At 69.2% G+C, this 20007-nt stretch carries 21 protein-coding genes; 14 read left to right on the top strand and 7 right to left on the bottom strand.

Annotated features, from left to right (window positions below; all coding sequences use genetic code 11):
- Positions 1-17 precede the first annotated feature (17 nt).
- The 4 genes from COC42_RS03830 (at position 18) to COC42_RS03815 (ending at position 4570) form a co-directional block, all read left to right on the top strand.
- The gene (locus tag COC42_RS03830) at positions 18-1592 is read left to right on the top strand and encodes an aldehyde dehydrogenase (NADP(+)) (RefSeq protein ID WP_096341915.1); all 1575 of its coding nucleotides are present in this window, start codon (positions 18-20) and stop codon (positions 1590-1592) included.
- A gap of 115 nt (positions 1593-1707) precedes the next feature.
- On the top strand, positions 1708-2853 hold the full coding sequence (locus COC42_RS03825; RefSeq protein WP_096341914.1) for a fumarylacetoacetate hydrolase family protein: 1146 nt from the start codon (positions 1708-1710) through the stop codon (positions 2851-2853).
- Positions 2854-2885: 32 nt separating this feature from the next.
- The gene (xylB, locus tag COC42_RS03820; RefSeq protein ID WP_096341913.1) at positions 2886-3680 is read left to right on the top strand and encodes a D-xylose 1-dehydrogenase; all 795 of its coding nucleotides are present in this window, start codon (positions 2886-2888) and stop codon (positions 3678-3680) included.
- An 11-nt stretch (positions 3681-3691) separates the two neighbouring features.
- A complete protein-coding gene (locus COC42_RS03815) occupies positions 3692-4570 on the top strand; it encodes an SMP-30/gluconolactonase/LRE family protein (protein WP_176484550.1) in 879 nt (292 codons plus the stop codon).
- Positions 4571-4670: 100 nt separating this feature from the next.
- Here the strand turns inward: COC42_RS03815 and COC42_RS03810 are convergent, their stop codons facing one another.
- Together COC42_RS03810 and COC42_RS03805 are read right to left on the bottom strand one after the other, a co-directional pair.
- Positions 4671-5645: a Gfo/Idh/MocA family protein gene (locus COC42_RS03810; protein ID WP_096341912.1), complete on the bottom strand. Its 975-nt coding sequence runs from the start codon at positions 5643-5645 to the stop codon at positions 4671-4673.
- Positions 5642-6607 carry an MDR/zinc-dependent alcohol dehydrogenase-like family protein gene (locus COC42_RS03805; protein ID WP_245843825.1) on the bottom strand — a complete coding sequence of 322 codons (966 nt, stop codon included), beginning with the start codon at positions 6605-6607 and terminating at the stop codon, positions 5642-5644. Before COC42_RS03805 ends, COC42_RS03810 begins: the two co-directional genes overlap by 4 nt.
- A 134-nt stretch (positions 6608-6741) precedes the next feature.
- Here COC42_RS03805 and COC42_RS03800 point away from each other — a divergent pair, with 134 nt between their 5' ends.
- Entirely contained in the window at positions 6742-7221 is a 480-nt protein-coding gene (locus COC42_RS03800) for a DUF1003 domain-containing protein (RefSeq protein ID WP_217991256.1), read from the top strand.
- 5 nt (positions 7222-7226) lie between these two features.
- Here COC42_RS03800 and COC42_RS03795 read toward each other — a convergent pair whose 3' ends face one another.
- From COC42_RS03795 to COC42_RS03785, 3 genes are read right to left on the bottom strand one after another with little or no spacing between them, the layout of a single operon-like run.
- Positions 7227-8330 carry an inositol-3-phosphate synthase gene (locus COC42_RS03795; protein ID WP_096341909.1) on the bottom strand — a complete coding sequence of 368 codons (1104 nt, stop codon included), beginning with the start codon at positions 8328-8330 and terminating at the stop codon, positions 7227-7229.
- Complete coding sequence (locus tag COC42_RS03790) at positions 8330-9340, bottom strand: glycosyl hydrolase (protein ID WP_096341908.1); 1011 nt, start codon at positions 9338-9340, stop codon at positions 8330-8332. The genes COC42_RS03795 and COC42_RS03790 overlap by 1 nt, the downstream gene beginning before the upstream one ends.
- A complete protein-coding gene (locus tag COC42_RS03785; RefSeq protein WP_096341907.1) occupies positions 9337-10137 on the bottom strand; it encodes a TIGR04290 family methyltransferase in 801 nt (266 codons plus the stop codon). Before COC42_RS03785 ends, COC42_RS03790 begins: the two co-directional genes overlap by 4 nt.
- Positions 10138-10330: 193 nt before the next feature.
- Between COC42_RS03785 and COC42_RS03780 the strand changes: the two genes are divergently transcribed.
- Both COC42_RS03780 and COC42_RS03775 read left to right on the top strand, forming a co-directional pair.
- Positions 10331-11314, top strand: a complete 984-nt coding sequence (locus COC42_RS03780; RefSeq protein WP_141395775.1) for a glycosyltransferase family 9 protein — start codon at positions 10331-10333, stop codon at positions 11312-11314.
- On the top strand, positions 11250-11618 hold the full coding sequence (locus COC42_RS03775; protein ID WP_245843823.1) for a DUF6165 family protein: 369 nt from the start codon (positions 11250-11252) through the stop codon (positions 11616-11618). The genes COC42_RS03780 and COC42_RS03775 overlap by 65 nt, the downstream gene beginning before the upstream one ends.
- On the opposite strand, the gene COC42_RS03770 is transcribed toward COC42_RS03775, so the two are convergent.
- Positions 11615-12181, bottom strand: coding sequence for a histidine phosphatase family protein (locus tag COC42_RS03770; protein WP_096341905.1), 567 nt, complete (start codon positions 12179-12181; stop codon positions 11615-11617). The genes COC42_RS03775 and COC42_RS03770 overlap by 4 nt on opposite strands.
- Entirely contained in the window at positions 12175-12411 is a 237-nt protein-coding gene (locus COC42_RS17355) for a hypothetical protein (RefSeq protein WP_141395774.1), read from the bottom strand. The genes COC42_RS03770 and COC42_RS17355 overlap by 7 nt, the downstream gene beginning before the upstream one ends.
- Between COC42_RS17355 and COC42_RS03765 the strand changes: the two genes are divergently transcribed.
- Genes COC42_RS03765 through COC42_RS03735 form a run of 7 tightly spaced genes read left to right on the top strand, consistent with a single transcriptional unit; the run spans position 12410 to position 19918 of the window.
- A complete protein-coding gene (locus COC42_RS03765) occupies positions 12410-13525 on the top strand; it encodes an SDR family NAD(P)-dependent oxidoreductase (protein ID WP_096341904.1) in 1116 nt (371 codons plus the stop codon). The genes COC42_RS17355 and COC42_RS03765 overlap by 2 nt on opposite strands.
- The gene (locus COC42_RS03760) at positions 13522-14583 is read left to right on the top strand and encodes an SDR family NAD(P)-dependent oxidoreductase (RefSeq protein ID WP_096341903.1); all 1062 of its coding nucleotides are present in this window, start codon (positions 13522-13524) and stop codon (positions 14581-14583) included. The genes COC42_RS03765 and COC42_RS03760 overlap by 4 nt, the downstream gene beginning before the upstream one ends.
- A complete protein-coding gene (locus COC42_RS03755; RefSeq protein ID WP_096341902.1) occupies positions 14580-15662 on the top strand; it encodes a glycosyltransferase family 4 protein in 1083 nt (360 codons plus the stop codon). Before COC42_RS03760 ends, COC42_RS03755 begins: the two co-directional genes overlap by 4 nt.
- The gene (locus COC42_RS03750; protein WP_096341901.1) at positions 15659-16768 is read left to right on the top strand and encodes a CgeB family protein; all 1110 of its coding nucleotides are present in this window, start codon (positions 15659-15661) and stop codon (positions 16766-16768) included. The genes COC42_RS03755 and COC42_RS03750 overlap by 4 nt, the downstream gene beginning before the upstream one ends.
- Complete coding sequence (locus COC42_RS03745) at positions 16765-17853, top strand: CgeB family protein (protein WP_096341900.1); 1089 nt, start codon at positions 16765-16767, stop codon at positions 17851-17853. Before COC42_RS03750 ends, COC42_RS03745 begins: the two co-directional genes overlap by 4 nt.
- Positions 17850-18923 carry a CgeB family protein gene (locus COC42_RS03740; protein WP_096341899.1) on the top strand — a complete coding sequence of 358 codons (1074 nt, stop codon included), beginning with the start codon at positions 17850-17852 and terminating at the stop codon, positions 18921-18923. Before COC42_RS03745 ends, COC42_RS03740 begins: the two co-directional genes overlap by 4 nt.
- Positions 18920-19918, top strand: a complete 999-nt coding sequence (locus COC42_RS03735; protein WP_096341898.1) for a UDP-glucuronic acid decarboxylase family protein — start codon at positions 18920-18922, stop codon at positions 19916-19918. The genes COC42_RS03740 and COC42_RS03735 overlap by 4 nt, the downstream gene beginning before the upstream one ends.
- Positions 19919-20007: the final 89 nt, after the last annotated feature.

The following is a 20007-nucleotide window of genomic DNA, read 5'->3' as shown; positions in this document are numbered from 1 at the left end:
CGAGGAGACGCGATCCCATGACCCTGACCGGCGATCTGTTCATCGCAGGCGAGCGCCGCTCGTCCGAGCAGCGCTTCCGCGCCTATGACCCCGCCAAGGGTGCCGAGATCGAGGATGTGGCGTTCGCCGGCGCGAGCGAGCAGGACGTCGCCGACGCCTGCGCCGCCGCCGAGGCAGCGTTCCTCCCTTACTCGACCAAGCCGCTCGAAGAGCGAGCCGCCTTTCTCGAGGCGATCGCCGACGAGATCGAGGCGCTGGGCGACGCGCTGGTCGAGCGGGCGAGCCGCGAGAGCGGGCTTCCCGCCGCGCGCATCACCGGTGAGCGCGGGCGCACTGCCAACCAGCTGCGCCTGTTTGCCAAGGAAGTGCACGACGGCGCGTGGCAGAAGCTGCGCATCGATCATGCCGATCCCGCGCGCACGCCGCCCAAGCCCGACCTGCGCCTGCGCACCGTGCCCGTCGGGCCCGTCGCGGTGTTCGGCGCGTCGAACTTTCCGCTCGCTTTCTCGACCGCGGGGGGTGACACCGCCTCGGCGCTTGCCGCCGGCTGTCCGGTGGTGATGAAGGGGCACAGCGCGCATCCCGGCACCGCCGAACTGATCGCGAGCGCGATCGCGCGCGCGGTCGAAAAGACGGGGATGCCTTCGGGCGTCTTCAGCCTCGTTAACGGCATGGGGCGGCATGTCGGCCAGAGCCTGGTCGCCGATCCGCGCATCCAGGCGGTGGGCTTCACCGGCAGCCGCGCGGGCGGCGAGGCGCTGATGAAGATCGCCGCCGCGCGTCCGCGTCCGATCCCGGTCTATGCCGAGATGTCGGCGATCAACCCGGTCATCCTGATGCCCGAGGCGCTGAAGGCCCGCGGCGACGCGCTCGCCAAGGCCTATGTCGCGTCGATGGCGATGGGAGCGGGGCAGTTCTGCACCAATCCCGGCCTCGTCCTCGGCATCGCCGGCCCCGAGCTCGACGCCTTCTCTCAGGTGGCGGCCGAGACGCTGACCGGCCAGGCGGCGCAGGTCATGTTGACCGAGGGCATCTATAAGGCGTTCGAGGAGGGCAAGGAGAAGCTTGCCGCCAGTCCCTATGTCGAGAAGGTGGCCGAGGGTGCCGAGCCCGCCGGCCCGACCCAGGGTCGCGCCGCGCTGTTCACCGTCGCGGGCAAGGACTTCCTGGCCGATCCGGTTCACCTGCACGAGGTATTCGGCGTGTCGTCGGTGCTCGTCCGCTGTGCCGATCTTGAGGAACTCAAGTCGGTGCTGTCGCAGCTCGAGGGCCAGCTCACCGCGACGATCCAGGTCGACGAGGGTGATTACGAGTCGGCACGCGCGCTAATGCCCGTGCTCGAGCAGACGGTCGGGCGCATCCTCGCCAATGGCTGGCCGACGGGCGTCGAGGTGACCCACGCGATGGTGCATGGCGGCCCGTATCCGGCGACCTCGGACGGTCGCACCACCTCGGTCGGCACGCTGGCGATCGAGCGCTTCGTGCGGCCCGTGGCCTATCAGGACCTGCCCGAGGCGCTGTTGCCGCCGGTACTGCGCGAGGGTGCGCAGGACGGCGTGCTGGCGCGTATCGACGGGGCATGGACGCTCTGAAAGCCGGCGTCATCGGGTGCGCGGGCGATTGCAACCGCTCCGCGCACCTGATAGCGCTACCAGCTACAGTTCTGCGGCAACCGAACCGGGCCGCGATGAGGAGGGGGTCGAGGCGATGACGCTGGAATGGAGCCGATCGGCATTGCCCGCCGATCTCGACGATGCGGTGCTGGCCGGACGCGTGGCGGTGCGCGGAGAGGTGGTGCCGGTGATCGTGCGTGGCGGCGTGGTGCATTCGGCGTTCGACGCCGCGTCGACCAGCGCCGACCTGTTCGACCTCGACGATCCCGCGAGCGCGGCAGGCGATGCGATCTGCGACGTCGATGCGCTGGGGGCGGAAGGGTCGGGGGCCGAGGTCGAATTCCGTTCGCCGATCGATCTGCAGTGCGTGAAGGCCGCCGGCGTGACGTTCGCCGTGTCGGCGATCGAGCGCGTCATCGAGGAGCGCGCGCGTGGCGACTCGAGCGCGGCGGCGGCGCTCCGCGGCGAGCTGGAGGCCAAGGTCGGCGGTGGCATCCGCTCGGTGAAGCCCGGCAGCGAGGAGGCCGCGCGCCTCAAGACCGCGCTGATCGAGGCGGGACTCTGGTCGCAATATCTGGAGGTCGCGATCGGCCCCGATGCCGAGGTGTTCACCAAGGCGCCGATCCTGTCGACGATCGGTTGGGGCGGCGAGATCGGCATCCGGTCCGACTCGCACTGGAACAATCCCGAGCCCGAGGTGGTGATCATCGTCGATTCGCGCGGCCGCCCGGTCGGCGCGACGCTCGGCAACGACGTCAATCTCCGCGATTTCGAGGGGCGCAGTGCCCTCCTGCTCGGCAAGGCAAAGGACAACAACGCCTCCTGCTCGCTCGGGCCGTTCGTGCGGCTGTTCGGGCATGGCTTTACGATGGACGATGTGCGCGCCGCCGAGCTCGACCTCGTGATCGAGGGAACCGACGGCTATCGCCTCGACGGGCACAGCTCGATGCGCGAGATCAGTCGCGATCCGGAGGATCTCGTCCGCCAGACGCTGTCCGAGCATCAGTATCCCGACGGTTTCGCGCTGTTCCTCGGCACGCTGTTCGCGCCGGTGCAGGACCGCGACGAACCCGGCCGCGGCTTCACTCACAAGGTGGGCGACGTGGTGACGATCCGGAGCGACGCGCTCGGCACCCTGTCGAACACGGTCGTCACGTCGAAGGACGCGGCGCCCTGGACTTATGGCGTGCGCGCGCTGATGCGCGACCTCGCAGCGCGGCGCACCACGGTGCTCGCGTGAGCGACGACCCTCTCCAACCGAAAGACACTCCCGTGGCCGAGGCCGATCCCAGTTTTGACGTTCAGCCCGACGCCGCGACGCGCGCCATCTACCCCAGCCTTGCCGGCAAGCGCGTGCTCGTCACCGGCGGCGGGTCGGGGATCGGGGCGGGGATCGTCGAGGGGTTCGCGCGGCAGGGTGCCGACGTCACCTTCTTCGACATCGCCGAGGCCGATTCGCGCGCCGTGGTCGAACGGCTCGATTCGGCTCGCGTCCATTTCGAGGCGGTCGACCTGACCCGCGTCGCCGACTTGCAGGCGACGATCGCGCGGTTGATCAAGGCGGGCGGGGCGTTCGACATTCTGGTCAACAACGCCGCCAACGACGACCGTCACGCGATCGAGCAGGTGGACGAGGCCTATTGGGACAACCGCCTTGCGGTGAACCTCAAACACATGTTCTTCTGTGCGCAGGCGGTGGTGCCCGCGATGCGCGCAAAGGGCGGCGGCGCGATCGTCAATTTGGGCTCGATCTCCTGGCATCTCGGGCTGCCGGGCCTCACCCTCTATCAGACGTGCAAGGCCGCGATCGAGGGCTTGACGCGCAGCCTCGCGCGCGAGCTCGGCCCCGACAATATCCGCGCGACCTGCGTCATCCCCGGCAATGTCCGCACGCCGCGCCAGCTCAAATGGTACACCCCCGAGGGCGAGGCGGAGATCGTCGCCTCGCAATGCCTGAGCGGTCGCTTGCTCCCACACGACATCGCCGCGATGGTGATGTTCCTGGCGTCAGACGATGCCGCGCTCGTTACCGGGCACAGCTATTTCGTCGACGCCGGCTGGCGATAAGGGAGAGGGTGATGGGCGTGGTGACGAGCGAGCCGACGAGCATCTGGGCGCTGGGCGGCCCGCTGCTCGAAGGTCCGGTGTGGGTCGCGCGCGAGAAGGCGCTCTACTTCGTCGATATTAAACGGCACCGTATCTATCGCCTCGATCCCGCGACCGGAGAGCGGGCCGAATGGGGCGCGCCCGATCAGGTCGGCTTCGTCCTGCCGATCGCCGGCGGCGGCTTCGTCGCGGGGCTCAAGACTGGATTGTCGCGCTTTGACCCCAAGGACGGCAGCTTCACGCCCATCCTCTCGCCCGAGCCCGATCTGCCGACCAATCGCCTCAACGACGGTACGGTGGATAATGCAGGGCGGCTGTGGTTCGGCAGCATGGATGATGGCGAGAGCGCCATCACCGGCACCATCTATCGCTATGACGGCAAGAGCTGCACCGCGACCACGCCCAAGGTTTCGATCACCAACGGCCCTGCGGTCAGCCCCGATGGGCGGACGCTCTATCACGTCGATACGCTTGGACAGGTCATCCATGCCGCGACGCTTGGTGAGGACGGCGACTTGAGTGACCCGCGGGTGTTCGCGCGCATCGCCAAGGGCGAGGGGTTTCCCGATGGCCCGGTCTGCGATGCAGAGGGGTGCCTGTGGATCGGGCTCTATACCGGCCATGAGGTGCGCCGCTATTCGCCCAAGGGTGAACTGCTCGAGAAGGTGCGCTTCCCGGTGAGCGCCATCACCAAGATCGCGTTCGGTGGCCCGGACCTGAAGACCGTGTATGCCACCACTGCCGCCAAGCATCTCGACGCCGCCGCGCGCGAGAAGGAGCCACTGGCGGGGGATCTGTTCACCTTCACCGTCGATGTGCCGGGCATGGTGCTGCCCGAGGCGCGCATCTGAGAGCGGAAACGCCGCCCTTTCAAGGGGCGGCACCGGAAAACCGAAAGCCGTGCACCCGGTCGGTGCGTGGCGCCTTCTTGCGTAGATCGGCGTCGTACGCCTATCGCCCGTAGATCAGGTCGAGCACCTCCGCTGACGCGACGAACCGCTCAGCCTCCGCATCGAACCGAGGATTGGCCGCCAGCGCCGTCGCCCAGTCCGCGGCCGCCCGGCCGCCCCAGTCGTCGGCCCCATCGCTCAGCTCGGCCCGCTCCGTACGGTCGAACCGCTCGGCGATGAAGTCGTAGAAGGAGCCGCCGACATTGCGCAGCGCCGCGCCGCCCCCGGTCCCGTAGAACGCCGCCTCGATCACCGCCTCGCGTCCGGCGTGGAGTCGCCACGAACAGGCGAGGCGAACCTGCGCGCCACCGGCGGTGAATTGCGCGATCGCGTGATCCTCGACCTCTCCTGGGCGAAGCGGCCTGCCTGCATGCGTCAGCCGCGCATCGACCGCCTGGACCGGCGGGAAGCCGAGCGTCCAGAGCGCCAGGTCGACGAGATGCACGCCCAGATCGACGACGCAGCCACCGCCAGAGAGCGCGGGGTCGTAGAACCACGGCTTGTCGGGCCCATAGGCGTTGTGGAAGGTGAGATCGACGGCGAACACCTCGCCCAGCGCGCCATCGCGCACCAGCGGCGCGATCGCCTGCATCCCTGCGGTATGGCGATAGGACAGGTCGAGGCCGAGGCGCCGGTCGGTGGTGCGTGCGGCATCGACCACCGCGCGGGCTTCGGCCGCCGACCGGCCAAGCGGTTTCTGGCAGAATACCGCGATGCCTGCACTCAGCGCCGCGATCGACTGCTCGGCATGCAGCGCGCTCGGCGTCGCGATGACGATCCCGTCGAGGCCGAGCGCCAGCATCGCGTCGAGCCTGTCCACGTGCACCGCATTCGGGGCGAGCGCCGCCGCCTCGGCCAGGCATTCGGGCGCGGGATCGGCGATCGCCGCCGCCTCGATCGCGCCGGTCGCCAGCATCGCCGCCATCCGGTGCCGACCGATCCAGCCGGTGCCGAGAAAGCCGACACGCGGCCTCATGCGAACATCACCAGCGCCTTGACGAAGCCCGCGGGCTTGTCGCGCGTCGCATCGAGCGCGTCCGCCAGCCCGTCGAGCGGATAGCGATGCGTGTAGAGCGGCGTGGGATCGAGCTGGCCGCTCGCCACCGCCTCGATCGCCTCGCGCAGGCCGCGCATCTGGACCGCCGGGTCGCGCTCATGCGCGTTGATGACGTCGATGCCCTTCCAGTTCCAATTCTGCATGCCCACCTGACGCGGGCCATCCTGATGATAGCCGGCGATCACCAGCCGCCCGCCGAACCCGATCAGTTCGCCGGCCAGGTCGAGGGGCCATTGCTTGCCCACGGCCTCGATCACCCGCTCGCACATCGCGCCATCGGTCAGCGCCTTTACCTGGTCGATGATGGCATAGTGGTCGTCCATCACGATCGTCTCGGTCGCGCCATAATGTCGCGCGAGCTCAAGCGACTCCTGTCGCCGCGAGATCGCGATGACGCGCGCGCCCGCATCGCTTGTGAGCTTGGTCAGCACCGCGCCCAGAAAGCCGATGCCGATGATTGCTGCCGTCTGGCCGGCTCGGATGTCGCTGCGGCGGAAGATGTTGAACGCGCAGCCGAGCGGCTCGCCGGGGAAGGGGTGGCCGGCAAGGCTGTCCGGCAGTCTCAGCGCCATATCGGCGGGCACCACGTCATAGTCGGCGAAGCTGCGATAGGAGAGCGCGGCAACGCGGTCACCCGGGGCGAAGCCGGTAACGCCGGCGCCGACCGCGTCGACCACGCCCCAACCCTCGTGCCCCAGATCGCCGGGCGGCGTCGGATAGGTCATCCATTCGAGCCCTGCCCAAGGCTCGAGGTTCGAGGCGCAGACGCCGCACCCCTCAAGCCGCAGGCGAAGCTCGCCTGCGCCGGGTTCGGGCCGGTCGACCTCGGCGATTTGTACCGTCCCGGGCGCGGTGACGATCGCGGCCCTCATCCTTGTCATGCAGATCCTTTCGCCAACCCAGGTTGTACATCGCAACCAACTGAAACAGTGCTGGTTTTCGGGTGATGGATGATGGGCAGAACCGGGACACGCTGGCAGCGGAGGCGGCTCGCGAGGGAGCTGCTACCCCCGGCATGACCGCGACGCTTGCCGCCAACATCGCTCGCCTGCAGGAGCGTCGCGCGGCCGAGCAGCGGCATGCCTCGCTGAGCGAGCGGGTTGCGGAGGCGATCACCGCCTTCACCGGATCGATGACGTTCGTCGCGCTTCATCTGATCCTGTTCGGCGGCTGGATCGCCGCCAACACGATCGGCTTGCCCGCCGTGCCGCGTTTCGACCCCAGCCTGGTCGTTCTTGCGATGGCCGCGTCGGTGGAGGCGATCTTTCTGTCGACGTTCGTCCTCATCAGTCAGAACCGCATGGCGGCGGCCGCCGCGCGCCGCGCCGATCTCGACCTCCATATCGGACTGCTGGCCGAGCATGAGCTGACGCGCGTCGCCGCGCTCCTCGAAGCGGTGGCGACGCATCTGGGCGTCGGGGCGGTCGATCCCGAATTCGCGGAAGTAAAGCGCGACGTCGAGCCCGAGACGGTGCTCGATACGCTGGATGGATGAGTGCGTCACCCCGCGATGAACGCCTCGACCGCGGCGCAGGCCTCGTCGTCGGTCATCTGGACGGGCGGGTGCTTGCAGAACCAGGCAGCGGCGGGGAGCAGCGGGCCGGCGATACCGCGGTCGCGCGCCAGCTTGGCACAGCGCACCATGTCGATCGCGACGCCCGCCGAATTGGGACTGTCCTCGACCGAGAGGCGCAGCTCGAGGTTCATCGGCACGCCGCCGAACATCCGGCCTTCCATGCGCAGGAAGCAGACCTTGTTGTCGTTCTGCCACGCGACATAGTCGCTGGGGCCGACATGGATGTTCTCGTCCTCCAGCCGCACCGCCGCCGCCGACTGCACCGCCTCGGTCTTCGAGGTCTTCTTGGAGGCGAGGCGCGACCGGTTGAGCATGTTGGCGAAGTCGGTGTTGCCGCCGGTGTTGAGCTGATAGGTCCGATCGAGCTCGACCCCGCGTTTCTTGAACAGATCGGTCAGCACGCGGTGGACGATCGTCGCGCCCAGCTGCGCCTTGATGTCGTCGCCGATGATCGGCACGCCCGCCGCCTCGAACCGCGCGGCCCATTCGGGATCACTGGCGATGAAAACGGGGATGTTGTTGACGAAGGCGACGCCCGCCTCGAGCGCGCATTCGGCGTAGAACTCGGTCGCTTCCTGCGAACCGACGGGCAGGTAGTTCATCAGCACGTCGGCCTTGGCATCGCGCAGTGCAGCGATCACGTCCTCGGCGCTCGGCTCTGGCGCGTCGGAGAGGCGGAAGCTGCGCGCCTCGGGCAGGTCGGCCATGTGGTCGGCGACGCCGTCGAGCACACGGCCCATCCGCACCACCGCGCCCGTTTCCTCGACCCGGTCGCAGAAGACCGCGGTGCAGTTGGGCGGGGCGAAGATCGCGTCGGCGACGTCGCGGCCAACCTTGCGCCGGTCGACGTCCCAGGCGGCGACGACGCGGATGTCGCTTGGGTGATAGCCGCCGATCGCCTCGTGCATCAGGCCGGTCATCTCGTTCGCGCCCGCGCGGTAGTGCGAGAGGCCCTGGACGAGCGAGCTGGCGCAATTGCCGACGCCGACGATGGCGACGTTGATTCCACGGCGGTCGGGCGAAAGCATCAGGCGGCGCTCCGTTCGGCGGCGAGACGCTCGTCGCGGTTGAAGGCGAGGGGAGTGAGCTCGGGCGCGCGCGGCGCCTCGGCGGGTGCGGGCGGGGCGACGAGTCCCTGCGGCTGGCCCGTGGCGGGGGCGTAACGGTCGATCATCCAGGCGCAGAAGTCGGCGAACGCCTGCGGATCGCGCGCGGGGCTGGTGTGATGCGGCGCGACGCCCAGATGCTCGGGCGTGAAGCAGAAGGTGACAGTCACGTCGAAATCGGCGAGCGCTTCCATTTGCCGGTCGAACCAGTCGACCGCGTTGGGGCGGAAGCTGTCGGCCCACGAGAGCCCGGTGCGGATGCGACGGGTGCCGAGTCGCTTCATCCACGCGACCGCCTCATCCAGGCGCGGATCCTCGAAATGGAACCACTGCATCAGACCGATCTCGGCGGCGTGGCGGGCATAGACGTCGAGCGCGGGTTTGGGACTGCCGTCCTCGCGGATCAGGCCGAGATAGAAGTGGCGGTAATAGGACGATCCCTCCGCCTCGCGGTGACGCGTCTCCGCCCCCCAGCTCTTCGGCAGGTCGAAGAGCGAATACCAGAAGACGCGCTCCGCCTTGCCTCTAAGTAGCGCGGCAGTGCGCTCGAGGCCGAACACCTGCACCTCCTCGGCGCCGAACGAACTGACGCCGACCTCGGTCACCCAGATGGGCTTGTCCGTGACGGTGGCGATCTCGTCGATCTTGGCGGGCCATTGATCGAGCGGCCAGAGATTCCAGTCGAGCGGGAAGCCATGGACCGCGACCACATCGACGGCATCCAGCGCGCCATGCGCCTCGATCTTCTTCAGCCAGTGTGGGTCAATCGGCGACATGCCGCCCAGCACGCGCGTCATCGCCGGGTTGACGGCGTGGATCGCGTCGCCCGCAGCCTTCACATGCGCGGCGAAATGCGACCAGTCGGGGTCGAGACCCATGTCCCAGTGCGACTTGTTGTTGGGCTCGTTCCAGAGCATCGCGGCTTCGATCAAGGCTGTGCTCCTCGCGCGGGATAGACGGCGGCGGGGCCGTATTCGGCATAGGGGACGGGCGCCGTGCGGCAGAGATAGACGTCGGGCTCGGCGGTCCGCTCGGGCGTGAAGCCGGCGGCGCGCAGCATCGCCATCGTGCCGGCGGGATTGGGGGCCCACCAGTTGGTCCAGTCGCCTGCGAACTGCCGCTCGATGAAGTGGAGGCGCGGATAGCCCGGATCGTCGAAATAGGCGGGCGGGGCGGTCGTACCAGGCACGAAGAATGGGTGGTCCTCGGGCACGTCGATCGGATCGCCCGTTCCCTGCTGCATCGTTTGGAAGAGCATGAGGTCGCCCGCGACATGCTCGCGGATAAGGTCAAGCGCGAGCAGCGGGTGGCGAAGGTGATAGAGCACGCCCATGAAGACGACGAGGTCGAACCGCTCGCCCAGCGCCGCGACGTCGTAAACCGACAGCTCGGCGAACTCGATCGCGGCATGGCCCAGCGCGTCGGCAGCGAAGCGCGCCTGTGCCAGATAATGCGGGTCGCTGTCGATGCCGAGCACGCGGTCGGCCCCGCGCCGTGCCATCTCGATCGAATAGAAGCCCGCGTTGCAGCCGATGTCGAGCACGCTCCTGCCCTTGAGGTCGGCGGGGATCGCATCGGCGAAGCGGCGGAACTTGTCGCCCGGATAGTCGCCCAGGAAATGATCGGGCGCGGTCCAAACGCCGCCCAGGTCGATATTTTGGAACCATGGCCCGAGCGCGGTCGCACGCGCCGCCAGCGATCCGTCATCCCGTTGCAGTCGCTGGTGCAAGCTTGGCCCTTCCAATCGATCGGCCGATCGAGGTGGGCAGCGCCGGCTCGATTGGTTTCGCTTGAAGAACGGCCATTATGCGCCCGCTGTTCCGTCGATTGCAACAAAGATGCGCTTCTTGATCTGAGTTAAGCTATTCTAACAATTGTAGTTTTTTGGAACCGGCCGGATCGCGGCGCCGTTTGCGGCAGTGATGAAGAAGCCGCCCGATGCCTGGATTTCGGCGATGCGCGCAGGGAGTTTCGAGCGTGCCTGGACGCTTGCCGACGCGGCGATTGCAGCGCGCGATCCGGCAACGCGCGACGATCCGCGTGAGCCCTATCATCGGCGTTGGATCTGGGACGGCCGCGCGTTCGACGGGCGCGACGTGGTGGCGCGTTGCTATCACGGCCTTGGCGACACGATCCAGTATGCCCGATTCCTGCCGCCACTCGCCCGCCGTGCGCGATCGCTGACAGTCGAGGTACAGCCGCGCCTGTTGCCGTTGCTTGAGCCGCTGGTGCCGGGCGCGCGCTGGGTCGGGTTTCGTCCGACGCATCCGATCGCGCACGGTGAGGTTGATATCGGCATCACCGAGCTCGATCACGCGCTGCGGATGCGGCCCGACCTGCCGGCGGTTCCTTATCTTCAGGCGGCGCCAGCGGTGCTGCCCGCGGGCACGATCGCGCTGTGCAACGGGGCGGGCGACTGGGATGCCGAGCGGTCGCTGCCCGCCGACCTGCTCGCGCCGCTTTCGAAGCTTGCGCCCTGCGTCACGTTGATGCCTGGGCCGTCAGCGCTGCCCGTGCTCAATCCCGAGGGCTGCCCGCTCGACATGGCGGCGACCGCCGCGCTGGTCGCGGGCGTGTCGCTGGTCGTCACCGTCGACACGATGATCGCGCATCTGGCGGGCGCGCTGGGGCGGCCGGTGTGGCTGATGCTCAAGGCCGAGCCCGACTGGCGCTGGAACCCGGCCAGTCGCCGCAGCCACTGGTACCCGACCGCGCGCCTCTATGCACAGCCACGGCCGGACGACTGGGGGAGCGTCGTCGCCGCCATCCTTGCCGATCTCAAAGAGGAGCGTGCCCATGGACCCGCAATCGACCCCGCTCGTCCCCGTCTCCTGGGGGGAGTTGCTCGACAAGCTGACGATCCTCGACATCAAGCGCGTGCGGCTGGTGCAGCCCGAAGCGCGTAGTAACGTCGAGCGCGAGGTTGCGGCGCTGCGGCCGATCGGGTCGGCGGCGCTCGCGCACCCGGCGGTGAGCGCGGCGTTCGGCGAACTGCGCCGCGTCAACGAGCGGCTGTGGGATATCGAGGACGCGATACGCATCGCCGAGGGCGAGGGCCGCTTCGGTGCCGATTTCGTCAGTCTCGCCCGCGCCGTCTATCAGCGTAACGACGAGCGCGCCGCGATCAAGCGGCGGATCAACGACCTGCTCGGCTCCGAACTGATCGAGGAGAAGAGCTATGCCAGCTGCATGCCGACGATCCCGGCCTAGCGGAGGTTGAGCGCGACGAGACGGATGGCGTCGCCCTCGATCGACAGCGTCGTCACCGATGCCGGGTCGCAGTCGAAACGCAGCAGATGGTCGAGATTGAGGCCGATCGCCCGCGCCACGACCCCGCGGATGACGTCACAATGGCTGACACACACCGCCTCGCCCTCAAGCTGGCGCACGAAGTCGAAGGCACGCGCGGCGGCCTCGGCCAGGGTCTCGCCGCCCGGCGCGCAGGCGCTGCCGCGGCGGGCGTTCCAGTCGAACCAGCGCGGATCGGCGTCCAGCGCGGCGAACCGCTGGCCGGTCCACTCACCGAATTCGATTTCGTCGAGTGCCTCGGCAATCGTCGGCTCGAGACCATGTGGGGCGGCGACGATCGCCGCGGTCTGCCGCGCGCGCTCGCGCGGGCTGGTCCAGACCGCGGCGATCGAGCGCGCGGCGAGCCGCTCGGCCGCGCCCGCCGCCTCCGCTCGCCCCGCGGCGTTGATCGAGATGGCCGACCGGCCGCTTAGCACGCGGCCGACTTCGTCGTGGCTCGCGTGACGGACGAGGTGGATCAGCACCGCTCAAACTCAGCAAAGCTGATGCAGGTGAGAGGATCGCCATGATCGAAGTTAAGTATCGAGAAATATTGTACAAAAACAACAATCGTGCGGAACGAAGAAGTTGAAGAAGCTTTTTCGTCCATATCCGCCAGCTTCGGCAAAACCGTAGGAAAAGCAAGTACTTCTGCGGACCTCTGAGGCTGCGCCAGATCAATGATCTGCAGCAGGGATTCGGGAGGGAAGTGCATGGCCGAGACAATCCTGATCACGGGCGGGGCGGGCTTTATCGGCCGCTTCGTCGCCGACGAGCTCCTGGCGCGAGGGAACCGCGTCCGCGTGCTCGATAATCTGATCGATCAGGTCCACGGCGCCGCCGACGGCGCGGCGATGCTGAACAATGAGGCCGAGCTGATCCGCGCCGACGTGCGCGACAAGGCCGCCGTCTCGCGCGCGCTGAACGGCGTCGATGCCGTCGTCCACCTCGCGGCCGAGGTCGGCGTCGGTCAGTCGATGTACGAGGTCGAGCGCTATACCTCGACCAACGACGTCGGCACCGCCGTCCTGTTCGAGGCGCTGATCGACGCGCCCGTTCGCCGCGTCGTCACCGCCTCCTCGATGAGCATCTATGGCGAGGGACTGTACCGCGACGCCGAGGGCGAGCTGGTGCAGGACGCCGATCGCCCGACGCTTCGCGACGGACAGGCCAATTGGGAGCCGGTGGACGATCTCGGCCGGCCGCTGACGCCGGTGGCGACGCCCGAATGGAAGCGTCCCAACCTCGCCTCGATCTATGCGCTGAACAAGTACGTGCAGGAGCGCACGACGCATATCATGGCCGCCCCCTATGGCATGGAGGGCGTCTGCCTGCGCCTCTTCAACGTCTATGGGCCGGGCCAGGCGCTGTCGAATCCCTACACCGGCGTGCTCGCGATTTTCGCCTCGCGGCTGCTCAACGGGCAGCAGCCGATGATCTTCGAGGATGGCGAGCAGCGGCGCGACTTCGTCCATGTCCGCGACGTCGCGCGTGCCTTCGCCGACGCACTCGTGCTGCCGCAGGCGGCGGGCGGCACCTTCAACATCGGCTCGGGCCACCACCGCTCGGTGACTGAGGTCGCGACCGAGCTCGCGCGTGCGATGGGCAAGAATGCGATCGAGCCCGAGATCGTCGGCAAGGCGCGGATCGGCGACATCCGCCATTGCTTCTGCGACACCAGCCTCGCCGCCGATCGCCTGGGCTTCCGCGCCGAGGCTGATTTTCAGGCGGGTCTCGCCGAACTGGCCGAGTGGGTTGCGCAGCAGACCGCGCATGACCGCGTGGCCGAGATGCGCGCGCAGCTCGAGGCGCGGGGCCTCGTCGCATGAGCGACACGCGCCCGATCCTTGTCACCGGCGGCGCCGGCTTCATCGGCTCCAACCTCGCCGACCGGCTGGCGGGCGAGGGGCATCGCGTGCGCGTCTACGACGCGCTGACGCGGGCCGGGGTCGAAGGCAATCTCGACTGGCTCAAGGCGCGGCACGGCGACCGGATCGAGGCGGTCGTCGCCGATGTGCGCGACCGCGACCGGCTGGCCGAGGCGGCGGCGGGGGCCGGGGCGGTGTTTCACCTCGCCGCACAGGTGGCGGTGACGACCAGCCTCACTGACCCGCGCGAGGACTACGGCGTCAACGTCGCCGCAACCTTCGACCTTTTGGAGGCGCTGCGCACGCGAAACCCCGACGCGCCACTGGTCTTCGCCTCGACCAACAAGGTGTACGGCGACCTTGCCGATCTCGACTTCGCGGTCGAGGGCGATCGCTACGTGCCGGTCGACGCCTATGTTCGCGCGCATGGCGTGGGGGAGGGGCGGCCGCTCGATTTCCACACCCCCTATGGCTGCTCGAAGGGGGCGGCCGATCAGTACGTCCTCGACTATGCCCGCAGCTTCGGCCTGCGCGCCGCGGTCCTTCGCATGAGCTGTATCTATGGCCAGCGGCAGATGGGCACCGAGGATCAGGGCTGGGTTGCGCATTTCCTGATCCGTGCGCTGGAGGGCGCGCCGATCACGCTCTACGGCGACGGGCGGCAGGTGCGTGACATCCTCGACGTGAGCGATGCGGTCGACGCCTATGTCGCCGCGTGGCGCCGAATCGACGACGTGGCGGGACGCGCGTTCAACCTGGGCGGCGGGCCTGACAATGCGGTGAGCCTGCGCGAATTGCTCGCCCATGTCTCCGCGCTGATCGGCCGCGATCTCGACATTGGCTATTCGGACTGGCGCGCGGGCGACCAGCGTTATTTCGTCGCGGATACGCGCGCGGCCGGGGCGGCGCTGGGGCTGGGGTCGAAGCGGCCGTGGCGCGAGGGGGTGGCGGCGCTCGCCACCTGGCTTGCCGACGCGCGGGGGCTCGACCTGCCAGCACATGAGCGGGTGGCGGCATGAGGCGGCTGTTCATGACCGCCGATGCGGTGGGTGGGGTATGGCAATATGCGGTCGATCTCGCCGCTGCGCTGGCGCCGCTCGGCACGCGTACGACGCTGGCGCTGCTTGGTCCCGGCCCGAGCGAGGCGCAGCGGCGCGCGGCGGAGGCGGTGCCTGGGCTGCGGCTCATTGAGACGGGGCTGCCGCTCGACTGGCTGGCACGCGACGAGGCGGCGGTGCGCTATGCTGCGCGATCGGTCGCGCGGCTGGCGCGCGAGGATCGCGCCGACGTGATCCAGCTCAACCAGCCCGCGCTGGCCGCGGTGCCGATGCCCGTGCCCGTGGTGGCGGTGCTGCACAGCTGCCTCGCCACCTGGTGGGCGGCGGCGGGCGAGGGGCCGATGCCCGAAGCCTTTGCTTGGCAGGCACGGCTGACCGCCGAGGGGCTGGCACGCGCCGATGCCGTGGCGTGCCCCAGCCATGCCTTTGCCGAGGCTGCGATGCGCGCCTATGCGCTTCCGCGGCTGCCGGCGGTCGTCCATAACGGTCGCGCACCTTCGGGTGTCGAGGCGCAGCCGATGCGCGACTTCGCCTTCACCGCCGGTCGGCTCTGGGACCACGGCAAAGATGCCGCGACGCTCGACATGGCGGCGGCGCGACTGTCGGTGCCGTTCGCGGCGGCGGGACCGGTAAAGGGACCGGGCGGCGACGGCGTTCGGCTCGCGCACCTTGAACAGCTCGGCACGCTGGACGACGCTGCGGTGGCCGAGCGGCTGGCGGCGCGGCCGGTATTCGTGTCGGCGGCGCGCTACGAGCCCTTCGGCCTCGCGGTGCTGGAGGCGGCGCAGGCGGGCTGCGCGCTCGTCCTGCCGGACATTCCGACCTTTCGCGAATTGTGGGGCGAGGTCGCGACCTTCGTGGCTCCCGGCGATGCGGCAGGTTTCACCGCAGCGGTCGAGGATCTGATCGCCGATCCCGACCGCCGCGTCGGCGCGGGCGAGGCTGCGCGGCGACGCGCCCAAGCCTTCACCCCCCTGCGGATGGCGGCGGGCATGGCCGCGATCCACGCCGCCGTCGCCGATCGGGTGGTGGCGGCATGAGGATCGCCTATTTCACCCATTCGCTCGCTTCGTGCTGGAACCACGGCAACGCCCACTTCCTGCGCGGTGTGCTCCGGTCACTCATTGCCAAGGGCCATCAGGTGCGCGCGTTCGAGCCGGCGGGCAGCTGGAGCCTCGCCAACCTGCTCGCCGACCACGGCCCGGCGGGGCTGAGCGCTTATGAGGCGGCCTATCCCGACCTCGCCTCGATCGCGTTCGAGGCGGATGCGGATCCCGCCGCGCTGATCGGCGATGCCGACCTCGTCATCGTCCACGAATGGAACGAGCCGGCGCTGGTCGCCGCGATCGGCCGCGTTCGGGCAGCGGGCGGGCGCTTCCGCCTGCTGTTCCACGACACCCATCACCGCGCGGTCAGCGATCCCGATGCGATCCGAGCCTTCGACCTGTCGGGCTATGACGGTGTGCTGGCGTTCGGCGAGGCGCTGTCCGAGGTTTATCGCCGCTGGGGCTGGGGCGACCGCGTCTGGACTTGGCACGAGGCGGCGGACACCCGCCACTTCCACCCGCCTGTCGAGGCGGGCGAGCGCGAGGGGCTCGTCTGGATCGGCAACTGGGGCGATGGCGAGCGGACCGAGGAGCTCGAACGCTTCCTGTTCGAGCCCGCACAGGCGGCGGGGCTGCCGCTCGACCTCTATGGCGTGCGTTATCCGGCCGTGGCGCTGGCGACGCTTCGTCGCTATGGCGTCGTCTATCATGGCTGGGCGCCGAATGCCGCCGCGCCGGGCATTTTCGCGCGGCATCTCGCGACGGTCCATGTACCCCGCCGCTACTATACGACGATCCTCCCCGGCATTCCGACGATCCGCGTGTTCGAGGCGCTGGCCTGCGGCATCCCGCTGGTCAGCGCGCCGTGGGACGATGCCGAGGGCTTGTTCACCCCCGGCTCCGACTTCCTGTTCGCCGCCGATGGCGTGGAGATGGCGCGCCATCTGAAGGCGCTCGCCGCCGATCCGGCGATGCGCGCCGAGTTCGCGGCGCACGGCCTCGCCACCATCCGCGCCCGTCACAGCTGCGACCACCGCGCCGACGAACTGCTGGCGATCGCCGCCACGCTCGACACCCCCGATCTGGAGACCGTCGCTTGAAAATTGCATTCTACGGATCGAGCCTCGTCTCCTCCTACTGGAACGGTGCCGCGACCTATTATCGCGGCATCCTGCACGCGCTCGCCCGGCGCGGCTACGACATCACCTTCTACGAGCCCGACGCCTTTGACCGGCAGCAGCACCGCGACATCGACGCGCCCGACTGGTGCCGCTCGGTCGTCTATCCCGCGACTGAGGAAGGACTGCGCGGCGTGCTGGCCGAAGCCGGCGGCGCGGACATTGTCGTCAAGGCGAACGGCGTCGGCGTGTTCGATCGCGAGCTGCTGGAGGGCGTGGTCGCGCGTGCTCGCCCGGGCGCACTCCGGCTGTTCTGGGACGTCGATGCGGCGGCGACGCTCGACGAGATGCGCGCCGACGCCTTGCACCCGGTGCTCGCCGCACTGCCAGATCTCGAGATGGTGCTCACCTATGGCGGCGGGCCGCCGGTGGTCGGGGCCTATGAGGGGTTCGGCGCCGCCGCGTGCGTGCCCGTCTACAACGCGCTCGACCCCGCGACGCACCATCCGGTGCCGGCCGACGACCGCTTCGCCTGCGACCTCGCCTTTCTCGGCAACCGCCTGCCTGACCGCGAGGCTCGGGTTGAGGAGTTCTTCCTGAGGCCCGCCGCGAGCCTCTCCGACCGCCGCTTCCTGATCGGCGGCAATGGATGGGAGACGAAGGCGATGCCCGCCAATGTCCGCCACCGCGGCCATGTCTACACCGCCGAGCACAATGCCTTCAACGCAAGCCCGCTGGCGGTGCTCAACGTCGCGCGCGATTCGATGGCGCATGTCGGCTTCTCCCCGGCGACCCGCGTGTTCGAGGCGGCAGGCGCAGCCGCCTGCCTCATCACCGACGCCTGGGAGGGGATCGAGCAGTTCCTCAAGCCCGACGATGAGGTGCTGGTCGCCCGCGACGGGCAGGACGTCGCCGATCACCTCGCCGCGCTCACGCCCGAACGCGCGAAAGCGATCGGCGAGGCGGCGCTCAGGCGCGTGCTCGCCGAGCACACCTATGAGCTGCGCGGGGCGCAGGTCGATGCGCTGTTCAAGGCGGCGATGGCCGAGCGTCGGGTGGCGGCATGAAGCTCGTCGTCCTCGGCCTCAGCCTGTCTTCCTCCTGGGGGAACGGCCACGCCACCACCTATCGCGCGCTCCTGAAGGCGTTCGCCGCGCGCGGGCAGGAGGTCACGTTCCTCGAGCGCGACGTGCCCTGGTATGCCAGCCAGCGCGACCTGACCGACCCGGCCTGGTGCCGGCTCGACTATTATGCCGATCTCGACGAGCTCGCGCGCTGGCGGGGCGAGATCGCCGCCGCCGATGCGGTCATGATCGGCTCCTATGTTCCCGACGGCGTCGCGGTCGCGCGGCTGGTGCGCGAGTGGGTGGGCGGCACGCTCGCCTTCTACGACATCGACACGCCCGTGACGCTGGCGAAGCTCGAGCGGGGCGATGAGGAATATCTGTCGGCGGCGGTGATCCCGCTCTATGACCTCTATCTCTCGTTCACCGGCGGGCCGACGCTCGACCGGCTGGAGCGGCAGTACGGCTCGCCGCGAGCGCGGGCGCTCTACTGTTCCGTCGACCCAACGGCCTATGCGCCGTTGGCGGTGCCGAGACGGTGGGACCTCTCTTATCTCGGCACCTACAGCCCCGATCGCCAGCCAACCGTCGAGCGTCTGCTGATCGAGCCGGCGCGGGCGCGTCCCGATCTGAACTTCGTCGTCGCTGGCCCGCAATATCCCGCCGACATCGAATGGCCCGCCAATGTCGAGCGGATCGAGCATTGCCCGCCCGCCGACCACGCCGCCTTCTATTCGGCCTCGCGAGCGACGCTCAACGTCACGCGCGCCGATATGATCGCCGCGGGCTGGTCGCCCTCGGTCCGGCTGTTCGAGGCTGCCGCTTGTGGCACGCCGATCGTGTCGGACCGCTGGGACGGGATCGAGGACCTGTTCGCACCCGGCCGCGAGATCGTGCTCGCCGACACGGGCCAAGACGTGCTCACCGCGCTCGAACGCGATCTCGCGCTGATGGGCGAGGCCGCGCGCGCGGCGGTCTTGGCCGCCCACACCGCCGACCACCGCGCCGCCGAGCTCGAAGCCGAGCTGGCCGCCGCCGCATCCGAACAGACAAGAACGAGGGAGAGCGTATGAGCGATCATCAACCGGGCGTCGCCGTGGTCGCGGGCGGCGCGGGGTTCATCGGCTCGCACCTGTGCCAGGCGCTGGTCGCGCGCGGGCACGAGGTGCTGTGCGTCGACAATCTCCAGACCGCGCGTCCTTCGAACCTCCAGACGCTGGAGGGGTTGCCCGGCTTCACCTTTGTCGAGGCCGATATCGTGCGGCCCCTGCCCGAGGCGGTGTTGGGCGCGGCCGAGCGGGTGACGCGCGTCTACAATCTCGCCTGCGCCGCCTCGCCGCCGCAGTACCAGGCCGATCCCGAGCACACGATGCTGACCAACGTCGTCGGCACCCACCACCTGCTCCGACTGGCCGAGCGGGCGGGGGCGCGGTTCCTGCTCACGTCCACGAGCGAGGTCTACGGCGATCCGGAGGTGCACCCGCAGCCGGAGGGCTATCGCGGCTGGGTCAGCTGCACGGGGCCGCGTGCCTGCTATGACGAGGGCAAGCGTGCGGCAGAGGCGATGACTTTCGACTATGCGCGGATGGGCCGGGCGGAGGTGCGCGTTGCACGCATCTTCAACACCTATGGCCCGAACATGAGCCCCGATGACGGGCGCGTGGTTTCAAATCTCATCTGCCAGGCCCTGGCCGACTGCGAGATTACCGTGTTCGGCGACGGCAGCCAGACGCGCAGCTTCTGTTATGTCGACGACATGGTGCGCGGCCTGATCGCGCTGATGGAAAGCGACATCGACGGGCTGGAGCCGGTCAACCTCGGCAACCCGGTCGAGCTGACCGTCGGCGATCTGTGCGACCGGGTGCTGGCGTTGACCGGCGCGGACGCGCGGCGGGTGGTGTTCAAGCCGCTCCCGACCGACGACCCCCGCCGCCGACGCCCCGACATTGGCCGCGCGCGCGACCTGCTCGGCTGGACCCCGCGGGTCGGGCTGGAGGAGGGGCTGGCGGCGACGTGCGAATGGTTCGGTCGCGAGCTGGCGACGCCGGTCGAGGCGGCGCGGGTTTAGCGAGTTCGTCGCCCCGGGGCTCGACCCGGGGTGGCGGGCCGGGAAGGTGAGACACGGGAAGGAGAGACGATCGCCCGGCGGAGGTCGCG

This window comes from Sphingomonas spermidinifaciens (assembly GCF_002351485.1).
GTDB classification, from domain to species: domain Bacteria; phylum Pseudomonadota; class Alphaproteobacteria; order Sphingomonadales; family Sphingomonadaceae; genus Sphingomonas; species Sphingomonas spermidinifaciens.
Note: the sequence above shows the minus strand (reverse complement) of the source record. Positions and strands in the feature narration are given on the sequence as shown.